This window comes from Brevibacterium sp. CBA3109 (assembly GCF_040256645.1).
GTDB classification, from domain to species: Bacteria; Actinomycetota; Actinomycetes; order Actinomycetales; family Brevibacteriaceae; genus Brevibacterium; species Brevibacterium koreense.
This window is the reverse complement of sequence record NZ_CP158281.1, coordinates 1,310,997-1,323,931: the sequence shown is the minus strand read 5'-3', so window position 1 is coordinate 1,323,931 and position 12,935 is coordinate 1,310,997. Positions and strand designations below refer to the sequence as shown.

Here is a 12,935-nt window from a genome sequence, read left to right as displayed (position 1 = left end):
CGATCCGCTGTGAAGTGGGGGTGCCAATTATGACAGGATGGATTTGTGAGTACTTTGGTGACGGGTGAAGCCGTCGAGCTGAGCATCCAACCTGCGGCCCTGGCTGCACGCGCGTTGAGCTGCCTCATCGACTACATCGTCTACACGATCGTCAACATCGGGCTCATCATCGCCATGTTCTGGTTCCTGCTGCGGGTCCTCGACGTCAATGATTTACTGCTGACATCGGTTTTGACCATCATGAGCATCTCGGTGTTCGTGCTCCTGCCCATGGTCATCGAAGTCCTCACCCACGGCCGCTCGATCGGCAAGCTCATCCTCGGCCTGCGAGTCGTCCGCGACGACGGTGGTGCCGTGCGGGCCAGGCATTCGTTCATCCGCGCCATCCTCTGGCCCTTCGAGATCCTATCGACCGGCGGCGGACTGGCTGCCCTTTCAGGTCTGGTCTCGCCACAGTCCAAGCGCCTCGGCGACTACATGGCCGGGACCATGGCCGTCAGCGAACGCAGCGCCCCACCCCAACCGGTCCGCACGCATGTCTCACCGCACCTGCAGAATTGGCTGGCAGAGACCGACATCGCCACGCTTCCTGCCGGACTCCACCGACGGGTTGTGCAGTTCCTGTCGATGTCGGAGAATCTGGGCCGAGATTCGCGCTGGGAGCGGGCGAAGGAACTCGCCACCGAGCTCAACCCCTATGTCGCACCGGCACCGCCGGAGGGGACGATGCCCGAACAGTTCCTGTCAGCGGTCATCCACCGGCAACGGTCCGCAGAGTTCGCGAAGCAGCAGCGCCGCAGCGAGCAGTCTCAAACCTTCCGTGCAGGAGTCAACTCTCTCCCGCATGGACTGAGCCTGCAGAGCCGCTAGGGCTCCACAGGCTCAGGTTCGACTCAGTGCCTCATCAGTCCCTCAGTACCGGTAGTGCTCGGGCTTGTAGGGTCCGGCGACGTCGACTCCGATGTATTCGGCTTGTTCCTTCGACAGCTGGGACAAGTTCGCTCCGAGTGCAGGCAGGTGGAGGCGCGCGACCTTCTCGTCGAGTTCCTTCGCCAGACGGTGCACATCGTTGTCGTAGCGATCGGGGCTGACCCAGAGTTCGATCTGGGCGAGCACCTGATTGGCGAACGAGGCGCTCATCACGAACGAGGGGTGACCGGTCGCGTTGCCCAGATTGAGCAGGCGGCCTTCGGAGAGGACAAGGAAGTCCGTCTGATCGCGGTCCAGCCCCATGCCGGCAGGGACGGGCACGCGCCACTCGTGGACCTGGGGCTTGATCTCGACCTTTGAGACTCCGGGGATCTTGGCCAACCCGGCCAGATCGATCTCATCGTCGAAGTGCCCGACGTTGCCGATGATCGCCCCGGGCTTGAGGCTGCGGAGCACCTCGACTCCGACCACACGCGTGTTGCCGGTGGTCGTGATGATGATGTCAGCGGTTGGTGCCACAGTGTCGAGGTGTTCGACCTGGTAGCCGTCCATCGTCGCCTGCAGAGCACAGATCGGGTCGATCTCGGTGACAATGACCCTGGCACCCTGACCGCGCAGTGCCTCGGCGGCTCCCTTACCGACGTCACCGTAGCCGACGACGACGGCGATCTTGCCGCCGATGAGGACATCGGTGGCACGGTTGAGGCCATCGGGCAAGGAGTGGCGAATGCCGTAGCGGTTGTCGAACTTCGATTTCGTCACCGAATCATTGACGTTGATGGCGGGGAATGGAAGGTTCCCCTCCTCGGCCAGACGGTAGAGGCGATTGACTCCCGTTGTGGTCTCCTCGCTGACGCCCTTGATGCTGGCAGCCATGCGACCGAAGCGGCCAGGTGAGGCCTCAAGCGATTTCTGCACCTGTGCCAGAAGGACCTTGAATTCCTCCGGGGCGTCCTCACCCGCGGCGGGGACTCCCCCGTCGAGTTCGGCCTGGGCACCCTTGAGAACGTACATGGTGGCGTCGCCGCCGTCGTCGAGGATGAGGTTCGCGCCCTGCGCGAAGTCGAAGATCTTGTCTGCGGCCCACCAGTACTCTTCGAGGGTCTCACCCTTCCAGGCAAAGACCGGCACACCGGCCGGGGCGTCGACACTGCCGGTGCCGACGACGACTGCGGCAGCCGCCTCGTCCTGAGTGGAGAAGATGTTGCAGCTGGCCCAACGCACCTGTGCCCCGAGGGCGACGAGGGTCTCGATGAGCACCGCCGTCTGCACCGTCATGTGCAGGCTGCCGGCGATGCGGGCCCCGGTCAGCGGCTTGCTCTGACCGAATTCTTCACGCAGAGCGATGAGCCCTGGCATCTCGCGTTCGGCCAGTCGGATCTGGTGCCGGCCGGCCTCGGCCAGGCTCAGATCGGCAACCTTGAAATCGGTGGATTCGAGCACAATACCTCCATCGGGAACGGAAACTGTTGTCGTCTGAGTCGAGTCTATTGCCTTCGAGCCTCGACGAATTCACTGGCCTGTGCGGTCAGTTCGCGCAATCGTTGCGGATCGCTGGCTTCGACATTGAGCCGCACCAGGGGCTCCGTGTTCGACTTGCGCAGGTTGATCCACCAGTCTTCGCCCTGCAGCCCGATCCCGTCGAGGTCGTCGACCGTGTTCGCCGGGAAATCACCGGACTTCGCGGCGAAGGCGGTCAAGACTGAGTCGGGGTCTGCCACGGTGAAGTTGATCTCTCCCGATTGGACGTAGAGGTCGTAGTCAGAGACGAGCCGTGACGCCGGTGCCCCGGTCTTCGCCAGGGCGGCAACCAAGTGGCAGGCAGCGAGCATGCCGGAGTCCGCACCGTAGAACTCGTCGAAGTAGAAGTGAGCGGAGTGTTCGCAGGCAAAGACGGCATGCTCGGTGCGCATGAGTGTTTTGATGCCCGAATGCCCGACCTTCGAACGGACCGCCAACCCGCCGGCGGCTGCGATTGTGGCCGGAACACTGCGTGAGGTGATGAGATTGTGGATGACCACCGGTTCAGCGACACCGGCGGCCTTGGCGCGGGCGATCTCGCGTTCGGCGACGAGTGCGCCCACGGCCGAGGGCGACATGGTCGCTCCGGTTTCGTCGATGAAGAAGCAGCGATCGGCATCCCCATCGAAGGCCAGCCCCAAGTCCGCACCGTGATCGACCACCGCACGGGAGACGTCGAGGAGGTTCTCCGGTTTCAGCGGATTCGCCTCATGGTTGGGGAAGGTACCGTCGAGTTCGGTGAAAAGACCGATGACATTGAACGGCACCCGTGCGTACCCGGAATCGGTGCCGAATACCTCACCGAGGAGTTTGCCCGCCATGCCGTTGCCGCAGTCGACGACGACCTTCAGCCCTGTGACCTCGTCGACGTGAGTCAGTGTTCGGATGCGTTCGACGTAGCGTTCGCGCATCTCCGCGGCGGCGGCACCATCGATGTGGACCGCGGGTGCGGGGCTCGAAGCGGCGTGATCTGTGGGTGCCTGCGGAGCCAATTCCTTGATCCGGCCCAGCCCTGAGGCGAGACTGACTCCTGCGGCACGTGGGCCGCAGATCTTGATCCCGTTGTAGTCGGCCGGGTTGTGACTCGCAGTGATCATCGCGCCGGGAAGGTCGAAGATCCCCGAGGCGAAGTACAGCTGGTCGGTCGAGCACAGACCCAACACCACCGCTCGATGTCCGGCCGCTTCGATGCCTGCGGCGAAGGCCTGGGCGAAGCCGGGTGAACTGGGTCGCATATCGTGCCCGAGAACCATCTCGGTGGTCGAATGGAGTTCCGACATGGCAGTGGCGGTGGCCCAGCCGAGGGCGTAGAGGACGTCGGCATCGAGCTGGTCGGGGATGCGGCCACGGATGTCATAGGCACCGACCGCGGGGTCGAGCGCAGTCGCACGAGCAGCGACGAGTTCGGGACTGGGATCGGCGCCGCGACCTGGATCGGTCATGAATCGCCGATGATGCGCAGGTGACCGTGTTTGCGGCCAGGCATCGATCCGTCGCCGCGACTCTCGGTCGTCGACGTCGACGGCGATGCTGCCTCACCTGGTCTCGCGCCGTCCCCGGGTCGTCCCGCGGCTTCCCGGACAGCGTCGGCGATGGCCAACAGGTCGTCATGGGTTCGCTCGGGCGGCGCCTGCTCACCTTGAATGCGGATGAGCTGCCACCCCACCGGCGGGGTCAGTTTTGCGGCATGGTCGGCACACAGGTCATGGGCACCGGGCTCGGCACGACGCGACAGCGGACCGATGACGACACAGGCATCAGCGTGCACGTACGTCATGGTGGCTGCGGCACTGCGCGAGCAGCTGACTTTTGAACACAATCTCACGGCTGACACAGTCAACCACTTTACACGCGAGGACCGCCTGTCCCCGTTAACCAGGGCCGTATGGTCAGTACAATGTTGACTCATGAGTACCAGGCGTCATCGTGACCGGCACGGCCGCGGACTGCGGTCCCCGCTGTTCTTAGCCGACGTCCCAGCGCGTCTGCGCCGGGCGGAGAGCTTCGCTCGTGTCGCGGCCGAGGAGTTCGCCCGTTTCCGGGTGCAGGAACCGGCACTGCTCGCCGAGGTGGTGCTGGCCATCGATGCTGTTCCACCGGCAAGTTCTACTGAACCCGCCTTCGGCCGGGTCTTTCCGGCCACCGCGCACAGGCTCACGCACATCGTCCTCTATCGGCGAGTCATCGAGTACCACAGCAGCGGGCAGCGAGATTCCCTCATTGCCGAAGTGGTCGCCGACCAGGTCGAAATCCTCCGCAACTCATAGATGCGACTCCGCTCTCACGATCGTCAGCCGAGGCGGATGTCGCGGTAGGCCACACCGGCAGGCGCCGGAGCCGGCTGCACTGCGGAGATCCCGGAGTCCGTGGTGACCACATAGCTGGCGTGGACGCCGTCGGACTGGGATCCCGAGGCATTCTCGCCGCTGATGACGATGGCGCGAACTGCATCCGGGGAGACCTCAGCAGGGCTGAATTCGGTGGTGCCGGTGGGGTTGAGGTCGATCGACTGGGGCTGCGTGAGCGATCCATCGTCGCGCATGCCTCTCACCTGCACCTGCCCCTGCCCTGGTGAAAGGTACAATTTTCCGGTGCCCGTGCGAGGCAGGGCCATGATCTGAGAGTCGGCGAGGGTGTCGGTGGCGTTGATGCTTCCGAAGTCCGCACTGCCCTTCTCTCCGTCCTGACCGATGAATGCGCTGGCCTGAATGCTCTGGTCCGAATCGAGGACGACGCTCGTGGCTTCAAGATCGCCGAGCTCAGCCTCGGCGACTCCGTGTGCGACCACGGTCATCGATGATCGGGGTATGTCGATCTCCCCGTCAGGTCCGTAGGCCTTGAGAGAAACCTCCGCCAGGTCGTCGCCCGGGTTGGCCACGCGCAGGCGTGCGTCCTTCCCGTCGAGCCCGGTGACGACCTGCTGCGAAGCGGAATCTGCTCCACTGGTGGCCAGGTCGATGCCCTTGGGGGTCAGTCCGTCGAGCACGGTCTCTTGGAGGGAGCCGGCCACGACTCCCCCGTCGACCTTGACGTCGACGGCCAGTGCCTCGGCTCCCGCGGCGAGACCCGCCAGTCGGATGGCTCGCTGTTTCCCAGCTTTGATGCTCACCTCTGTCGGCTCCCCGCGCTGACCGGATGGTGTCATGAGAGTGACCTCGGCTTGGACGGGAACGTCGCCGGGATTGCTCAGCAGCAGCTGGGAGTTCGATCCTGCGCCACCGGAGCCAGCCAGAATCAGGAAGCTACTCGCCGCTGACCCGCAGGTCAGGGTCGCCAGTCCGGTGAGATCGCCCGATGTGCCTTCAACGGTTTCCACGCCGGTCGTCAGCGCCGGCGCCCCGGGACGGGCGAACCCGGTGATGAGTTTGGTCTTGTCGATCGGATCGTCACCGGAGACGAAGCCGTCGGAGCTGGGGTTGTCGAAGTTTGCTGACCCGCCCAGATCCGCAACCTGCAGACGGGCTGCGGAGACCGAGCCGTCGGCGGCACTGATCGGTGCGGAGGCGGAGACGGCACGAGTGGACACGTTCGAATCGTCGACGAACTCCGTGTCGGTGCCCTCTGCCTCGTCATCGGTCAGAAGTGGGCCGGGGCAGATCACACGGGTGTCGGCGGTGGGCATTCTCACCTGCTCGGGGCTGCGGTCGAGTGTGCCCGGTGTCAGCGGGGTCAGGAATGAGGTCGTGGCTACGAGCACTCCAGGCACGGCGATCGCCGCGAAGGTCACGATGCTGCGCATGTGTTTCATGGCTTCGCCTCCACAGGATGCTCGGTTGTTCGGCCGGACTTCCGCTTGGATCTCACACCAGTCGGTCGCTTGGTTTTCGCACCAGTAGGTCGCTTGGTTTTCGCACGAGTTGTTCGTGACCAGGCCAGGGTCTGGCGCTGAGATCCGAAGGGGATCGCAACGATGATGGTGAGGAGGCCGAGGATCCAGCCGACGATGATGCCCGGGGCATAGAGCGCCGAACCGTAGGTGAGATCAACTCCTCCGCCTGCGGCGGGCAGTGAGAATTCGGAGGCCCAACCGATCGCGGACTTCTCCGGCTGCGGCAGGTCCTTGCCTTCGATGCTGGCGGTGATGTTGTCTGAGCTGTCGGACACGATCAGGGTGCGGCCATCGTCACCGGGGGCCACCTCGGCGATGCTGCCGTGCATCGGTGCGGTGCTCATCGAACCGTCGGGTTCTCGGATGAGGAACCGGCCGCTGTAGGGGGTGTCGACCCGCCACAGTCCGCCCGATTCGGTCGGTCCGACCTGGACCACTCCATCGGCGGCGGCCACCGAATTCGCCAGGTTCTTCGCACCCGAGTCGACGAGGACGAAATCCACGCCCAGCTGACCCAGAATGGATCGGACATCTCCGGCGTCATCGCCCGAAAGCGCTGCAGCGGCCTGCGCGATGAGTGTCTGGTCTTCGCTGATGGGCAGGGGTCTGCGCTCCCACGGCCAGCCACCGACCGCCTTTGCCGACTGGATGGTCGAGGTGCCGATGACGGTTCCGTCGGCGGATGAGAGCAGTCGGGCGCGGACCTCGCCGTCGAGGACATCGAGTCGCAGGGTGCGTGCCTGGGTGTCACCAGCGGCACGGTCGGCGGCCAATGCCGGGACGGTGCCGTGTTCCTGGGTGGTGACGATGTCCGCCGAGGCGGTGCTGCCTCCGGCGCTGACGACGATGAGGCCGACGGCCGCGATGACCACGAGCCCGGACAGACCGCGCATGGGCAGTCGGCGGGAGTTCGTCGATCGCGTCGTCGTGGTCTGTGCACCGAGCGTGAGCAGCATGATCGCGCCGAGGCTGAGCAGGGTCAGGCCTGCGGCAGGATAGGAGCCGATGAGGTGGAAGGGGCCGGTTTGGGCCGGGATGAGGACCTGGACTGTGGCCAAGAGCAGACCGGCGAGGTAGAGGCCCACGGCCCACACCAGGCGGGAGAGTTGGAGGTGAGCTTCGATGAGCGTGAGGAACCCGAGGATGAGCATCGGCAGCACCAGGATCGGGGCCCACAGCTGCAGGATCCCGGGACTGACGCCGCTGACGCCGACGGCGGACAGCAGGTCTGCCAGCCAGCTCATGTCGATCTGCGAGGGGAAGCCGACCGCAAGAAGGTAGGTCGGAGGAGCAGGTGGGGCCAAGGTCTGGCCGGGCATGACGAAGACCGCACCCGGGTCGCTCACGAGCGCGACCAGCCATGGCCAGGCCAGGAACAGGGTCGGGGCCAGCAGCCACAGGTGACGCAGACCGCAACCGGTACACAGCAGCACGACAGTGAGGATGATGCCCAGTGGCAGCATCAGCGGCACGCCCGCGATCATCAGGAACAGCAGGAGTCCCGCACTCGCGGCAGCGGCGATCGACCCGGTGCGCAGGCTGCGACGCAGGGCGATGACGAAGAGCGGTGCCGCAATCCAGACGAAGATCACACCGAGGCGGCCGGCCGAGAGCGCGGTGACGAAGAGTGGAGCGGCGATCCACAGCAGACCGGCGAATCCGCGCACCCATTTCCGTTTCACGATCGCACCCGCCGCGCTGTAGGCGGCGATGACGGCAAGGATCGGGGCGAGGAGAATCAAGGTGCGGACCATGATGTCGACGTCACCCAGGAACGGAACACTGAAGGCTGCGAGGACTAACTGGTAGGGGTCGGCGACAGCCGCGGCCCCAGTGGAGACGTCGAGGTGAGGGCTGAGCAGACGGCCGACGAGATCGCCCAGAGTCACGTCGGTGGAACCCAGCCCACCGCCGACAACGTGGCCGGGACCGAAGAGGCGGAACGAGGCGAAGCCGCTCAGCGCCGCGGCCGCGAGGAGGAGGTAGGTCAGGGGATTGCGGAAGAGCCCCGAACCTCCGGTGACCTCGAGGCGTGAGAACGAGTCGATGGCCTCTTCCGTGTCACCTACAGGGTTGAGCTCGGTTTCGTCGATGTGCTCCGGGCCTGTGCCGGCTGCCGAGCCGGCCTGGGTCTGCCGGGCTTCCTCGGCGGAATTCATGCTCCGGCGCTGGACGGCGAGTTCGTCCGGGTCCGCGTAGAGCGCGGCCACATGGGAGTCGGTGGTGCGTTTCGCCAGACGGCTGCGACGGGCGTTGGACCGTCTCAGATGCGAGGTGGTGCGGGCGTCGGCGACGAGCCCGAGCAGCGCGGAGAAATACCAGGAAGCGGCGCGGACGTTGTTCGACAGCAGACCCGCCAGGGTGTTCTTGAGCTGGGTGAGGATGAGGAGGCAGAAGATGCCGCCGAATCCGGGGCTGGCGAGGCTGAGTCGGTAGCGCTGTTCGCTCCGGATCTGAGACTTCGAGCGCGGTGGCAGCGGTGAGGACCCCAGCTGGGCGGCCGAGGTTGCGGACACCGTGAGTCTGGCACGTGGGGCGACGACGACCCGACGGCCGAGATCGCGCAGTCGACGCGAGTATTCGAGGCCACGATAGGCCACGCCGAGTACACGGGACGGAGCTCCGATCCTCTCGAGCTCAGAGGTGGAGATGAGCATGCCGGGCAGGTCGAGGCCCAGCGCCTCCGACTGGCCGTCACGCTGCCCCTGATCGATTTCTCCCTCCGCCACCGGGTTGACCCTGGCCCCCGCCGAGGTGGTGGTGACACCAGCGGAGACGATGTGGTCTGTGTGCATGATCTTGGGGCCCACAGCAGCGATCGATTCGGTCGCACCGATGGCGTCGAGCAGTTCTCCGAGGCAGTCGGACTCTGGACGCGAGTCTGCGGTGAGGAACCACAGATAGGTGCTGTCGGCAACAGCAGGGAGGGCAAGGGCCTCCCTAACGGCAAGACCCCCGAGATCCACGATCGGAATCCCGGGGTAGGTCGTACTCAGAGCTGTTTCGAGCTCCATCCTGCTGTTGTCGTCGCCTGAGGCGACGACAACGGTGACGGCAGATTTCACACGACCTGTTTCTTGAGTCGACGGCGTTCACGTTCAGACATGCCACCCCAGATTCCGAAGCGCTCGTCATTGGCCAGCGCGTATTCGAGGCAGTCCGAGCGGACGTCGCACGAGGCACAGACACGTTTGGCCTCACGAGTCGATCCGCCCTTCTCAGGGAAGAACGCCTCGGGGTCGGTCTGAGCGCACAGCGCTTGGTCCTGCCAGGAAAGTTCGCCGTCCTCTGCCGCCCCGAAGAGCAGTGAGAGCGGCGATACGGCGGAGTTGTCCGTGGGCAGCGGTGTCAGATCGTTCGGATCGATCGCCAATGGATCAGGCAGAGTATCCGGTGTACGCGCCCCTGGTTCGACGAACCAGTCTTCGGCACTTCGTGAAGTGACTCCGGGCACGACTGTGGAGAAGTCTTCCCTCTCCTGCCTTTTGCTCTGTGCGCTTTGCACGGTTTTCCCCTTTCTCACGCTCAGCTCACCTACCACTGCGAGCTCCTGTTCCGGTACCGTTCGAGGAGTGAAATGGTCTGGGTGCGACCGACTCCCCGGATGGTTCCGGAGGTGAAGCTCGTGCTGACGGCATCAGCGTGGTGGATGCTCGAATCCGAGGATTCGTGCTAAGTGCGTTCCCCTGTTAAGTCTAAATTACACGCGTGTCATTACCGCCTCGTCAAGCCCTCGTGGAGTATTGAGGGGGACACTTGCGGGTTATTCGAACACACCTTCACATACACACGCGCCAGGAACACCACATATAGCGACCACTGTCTGGCGTTGACACAACCTGTGGTGCCCACCTGATCAAATCTGGAGAATTTCGAAAACATTTGCCGTCGGTGGGATTATGGAGGCATGAGAGTCGAATCACTCGCGATCGTCGCCCGATCCCCGCATCTGCCCACTGAACTCGGGCGCCGAGGCTGCCCGACGACGATACGGACGCGATGATGAATGACCGACTGCTCACCGTCTATGCGCCGCCCGTCGAAGAGGACATCGCGCCCGGTTCCGATCTGACAGCGATACTTGTCAACTCCTTGCGCCGAAATCGGATCGACCTCAAGGACGGCGACATCCTCGTCATCGCGTCGAAAGTAGTGTCCAAAGCTGACGGACGCCTGCGCAGCGTGAATGATCGGGCGGAGTTCGAGGACCTCGTCAAGGAGTGCTCGAACCACCTCGTTGCCGAACGGACTTATGCCTCCGGGTCGACCGTCCAGATCGTGCGCACCCATTCAGGCACCGTGCAGGCGGCGGCCGGACTCGACCAGTCGAATTCGAGCGGCGCCGTCGTCCTCCACCCTCATGACAGCGATGATTCGGCTGAGAAGCTGCGCCTTCGGGTCGAAGAGTCCTTCTCCGTGCGGATCGGGGTCGTCATCTCCGACACCATCTCGCGGCCTTGGAGGATCGGCGTCGGTGACTTCGCGCTCGGTCTCTCCGGCTTCTCCGGCCTCGACGATCAGCGCGGCAAACCTGACGACGATGGCCGCGTGCAATCGGTGACTGTCCGCGCGGTGGCCGATGAGATCGCCGCCGCAGCCGATCTGGTCAAGGGATCATCACGAGGTCTGCCCATGGCACTCGTTCGAGGTGCCGGCGGATACCTGGACAACGGCCGAGCCGGGGCAAAGGCTCTGAGCCGCGACCTCGGTGAGGATTGGTTCCGCTACGGCCATGTCGAAGCAATCCACAGGGGACTCGGCGTCACCGAGTTGCCGGGCCGTGCCGCTGCCGGTGACAACAGCGACGACATCCTCGAACGCGTCTCCCGCGCCATCCGGGTCGTCCGCGCCGGAGCCTCACGCACCCCCGGGCAGGCTGCTTGGCGAATGCGCATCGAAGGGTCCGGATCCCGGATCACGATGGGGCCCTCCGACTCACCCGCAACGCCGCAAGCCGGTGGCCCTCCCCTCCTGGAGGCGATGGTCGGCCTCGGCTCTCTCGTCGAGCGCATGCACACTGCACTCTTCGCCGAGGATCTCAGCGCGACCACGAAATGGGAGTGGGCCGACGGAGAGCTCGGAGCATTCCCCCGCGGGGTCCGCATCAACATCGGGCTTCTGTCCCACTGAACGCCTCACAACCATTGAGAAAGCAGGTCATCCCTCGTGGATCTTTCCATCATCAGCCGCACAGGCGGACCCGTCCTCTTCTGGCGCGGCCCAGACTTCGACCGACTCGACCTCACCGGTCCGGTCGTGGCGAACTGGGTGAACAAGGGCGTTGGCCTCTTCGGAGACTACGATCTCGGCCCTGATTTCACACTCTTCGTGCCGATGCCTGCTGGACTGCACTGGCGGGAACTCGTCGCGATTCTCAGCGTCCTCCTCGCCGACGGTCGTGTCGTCCTCGGCACGGACGCTCAGGCCAGCGGATCGGCAGCACCGGATGCCGACTTCCACGCGTTCGTGCCACTGGGCCACGAGGACGATGAAAGCCTCACCGCGGCAGAGGAGATCTTCGTCTACAACCCACCCGCCCTGGCTCTGAGCACACCGATCGATGAGGACTTCATCGACGTCAACTCGGCGATCCGCGCCTACCCGGACGTGACACCTCGGCGCCTCCAGTCCACCGGGACTCTCCTCGTCGGTGACCAAGAGATCCAATGGACCGAGTCTCCGAACGACTCCAGCTCAGGCATCCTCGTCTCGAACTCGACACCCCGCCCCGAGGAGTGGGCGACGTTCCTGTGCCACCTTCTTCGCGGGGGTGAGTCTCTGCTGGCCAACGGGATGGACGATGGTGGCATGACGGACCTGGCGAGCAGCCTCGGCGAGGTCCGTGGCAGACTGGGATCATGGACAAAGTAGTTGATACCCCCGCTGCAGCGGTAGCCGATATTGCAGATGGATCATCGATCGCCGTAGGCGGTTTCGGTGTCGTCGGCGTGCCTGAGTTCCTGATCCGAGCGATCAAGGACCAGGGTGCCAAGGACCTCGAGGTGATCTCGAACAACGCCGGAGTCGACGGGCGGGGCTTGGGCCTGCTGCTCGCTGATCACCGCCTCCGCCGCATCATCGCCTCCTACGTCGGCGAGAACAAGGAATTCGCTCGCCAGTACCTCTCCGGCGAACTCGAGGTCGAGCTGACCCCGCAGGGAACCCTCGCCGAGAAGCTGCGCGCCGGTGGAGCCGGAATCCCCGCGTTCTACACGATCACCGGTGCCGGCACCCAGGTCGCAGACGGCGGGATGCCGTGGAAGTACGACGCGCAAGGCAACGTCGTCAAGGAATCACCGGCCAAAGACACACGCGTCTTCGACACCTTCGGCGAAGAGAAGGAATACGTCCTCGAAGAGTCACTGGCACCCGACTACGCGCTCGTCCGCGCCGCTGTCGGAGACCGCCACGGCAACCTCGTCTTCAACTCTTCGGCCAGGAACTTCAATCCCCCGGCCGCACAGTCGGCCCGGATCACCATCGCCGAGGTCGAGAAGCTCGTCGAGCCCGGAGAGATCGATCCCGATGACGTCCACGTTCCCGGCATCTTCGTCCACCGCGTCGTCGAGCTGACTGCGGAACAGGTGGCGGACAAACCCATCGAAAAACGCACCGTTCGCACAGATCCAACTGTTGACAAGGGCTGAGGAGAACC

General features: G+C 64.6%; 11 protein-coding genes. 5 read left to right on the top strand and 6 right to left on the bottom strand.

From position 1 onward, the window contains the following. Positions 1–45 precede the first annotated feature (45 nt). The gene (locus AAFP32_RS06085; RefSeq protein WP_350271054.1) at positions 46–870 is read left to right on the top strand and encodes an RDD family protein; all 825 of its coding nucleotides are present in this window, start codon (positions 46–48) and stop codon (positions 868–870) included. 42 nt (positions 871–912) lie between these two features. Here the strand turns inward: AAFP32_RS06085 and ahcY are convergent, their stop codons facing one another. From ahcY to AAFP32_RS06070, 3 genes are read right to left on the bottom strand one after another with little or no spacing between them, the layout of a single operon-like run. After that, a complete protein-coding gene (gene ahcY / locus AAFP32_RS06080) occupies positions 913–2,373 on the bottom strand; it encodes an adenosylhomocysteinase (RefSeq protein WP_350271053.1) in 1,461 nt (486 codons plus the stop codon). A 44-nt stretch (positions 2,374–2,417) separates the two neighbouring features. Then, positions 2,418–3,893 carry a phosphomannomutase/phosphoglucomutase gene (manB, locus tag AAFP32_RS06075; RefSeq protein ID WP_350271052.1) on the bottom strand — a complete coding sequence of 492 codons (1,476 nt, stop codon included), beginning with the start codon at positions 3,891–3,893 and terminating at the stop codon, positions 2,418–2,420. Further along, the gene (locus tag AAFP32_RS06070) at positions 3,890–4,228 is read right to left on the bottom strand and encodes a DUF3499 family protein (RefSeq protein ID WP_350271051.1); all 339 of its coding nucleotides are present in this window, start codon (positions 4,226–4,228) and stop codon (positions 3,890–3,892) included. Before AAFP32_RS06070 ends, manB begins: the two co-directional genes overlap by 4 nt. A gap of 130 nt (positions 4,229–4,358) precedes the next feature. On the opposite strand from AAFP32_RS06070, the gene AAFP32_RS06065 reads away from it, so the two are divergent. Beyond that, on the top strand, positions 4,359–4,718 hold the full coding sequence (locus AAFP32_RS06065) for a metallopeptidase family protein (RefSeq protein WP_101619862.1): 360 nt from the start codon (positions 4,359–4,361) through the stop codon (positions 4,716–4,718). A gap of 23 nt (positions 4,719–4,741) precedes the next feature. Here AAFP32_RS06065 and AAFP32_RS06060 read toward each other — a convergent pair whose 3' ends face one another. Genes AAFP32_RS06060 through AAFP32_RS06050 form a run of 3 tightly spaced genes read right to left on the bottom strand, consistent with a single transcriptional unit; the run spans position 4,742 to position 9,785 of the window. Then, positions 4,742–6,199 (bottom strand): DUF5719 family protein, encoded by a 1,458-nt coding sequence (locus tag AAFP32_RS06060; protein ID WP_350271050.1) that lies wholly within the window; start codon positions 6,197–6,199, stop codon positions 4,742–4,744. Beyond that, positions 6,196–9,345, bottom strand: coding sequence for a glycosyl transferase (locus tag AAFP32_RS06055; protein ID WP_350271049.1), 3,150 nt, complete (start codon positions 9,343–9,345; stop codon positions 6,196–6,198). Before AAFP32_RS06055 ends, AAFP32_RS06060 begins: the two co-directional genes overlap by 4 nt. Then, positions 9,342–9,785 (bottom strand): WhiB family transcriptional regulator, encoded by a 444-nt coding sequence (locus tag AAFP32_RS06050; RefSeq protein WP_269465931.1) that lies wholly within the window; start codon positions 9,783–9,785, stop codon positions 9,342–9,344. Before AAFP32_RS06050 ends, AAFP32_RS06055 begins: the two co-directional genes overlap by 4 nt. A gap of 494 nt (positions 9,786–10,279) precedes the next feature. Here AAFP32_RS06050 and AAFP32_RS06045 point away from each other — a divergent pair, with 494 nt between their 5' ends. Genes AAFP32_RS06045 through AAFP32_RS06035 form a run of 3 tightly spaced genes read left to right on the top strand, consistent with a single transcriptional unit; the run spans position 10,280 to position 12,927 of the window. Then, entirely contained in the window at positions 10,280–11,410 is a 1,131-nt protein-coding gene (locus AAFP32_RS06045; RefSeq protein WP_350271048.1) for a coenzyme F420-0:L-glutamate ligase, read from the top strand. Positions 11,411–11,446: 36 nt separating this feature from the next. After that, positions 11,447–12,151 carry a hypothetical protein gene (locus AAFP32_RS06040; protein ID WP_350271047.1) on the top strand — a complete coding sequence of 235 codons (705 nt, stop codon included), beginning with the start codon at positions 11,447–11,449 and terminating at the stop codon, positions 12,149–12,151. Continuing rightward, positions 12,139–12,927: a CoA transferase subunit A gene (locus tag AAFP32_RS06035; RefSeq protein WP_101642474.1), complete on the top strand. Its 789-nt coding sequence runs from the start codon at positions 12,139–12,141 to the stop codon at positions 12,925–12,927. Before AAFP32_RS06040 ends, AAFP32_RS06035 begins: the two co-directional genes overlap by 13 nt. The last annotated feature ends 8 nt before the right edge of the window (positions 12,928–12,935 follow it).

Excerpts from the sequence above, each read along its gene's own strand:
- manB (WP_350271052.1), bottom strand. The coding sequence starts at position 3,893 with ATGACCGATCCAGGTCGCGGCGCCGATCCCAGTCCCGAACTCGTCGCT.
- AAFP32_RS06070 (WP_350271051.1), bottom strand. The coding sequence starts at position 4,228 with ATGACGTACGTGCACGCTGATGCCTGTGTCGTCATCGGTCCGCTGTCG.
- AAFP32_RS06065 (WP_101619862.1), top strand. The coding sequence starts at position 4,359 with ATGAGTACCAGGCGTCATCGTGACCGGCACGGCCGCGGACTGCGGTCC.
- AAFP32_RS06060 (WP_350271050.1), bottom strand. The coding sequence starts at position 6,199 with ATGAAACACATGCGCAGCATCGTGACCTTCGCGGCGATCGCCGTGCCT.
- AAFP32_RS06045 (WP_350271048.1), top strand. The coding sequence starts at position 10,280 with ATGATGAATGACCGACTGCTCACCGTCTATGCGCCGCCCGTCGAAGAG.
- AAFP32_RS06035 (WP_101642474.1), top strand. The coding sequence starts at position 12,139 with ATGGACAAAGTAGTTGATACCCCCGCTGCAGCGGTAGCCGATATTGCA.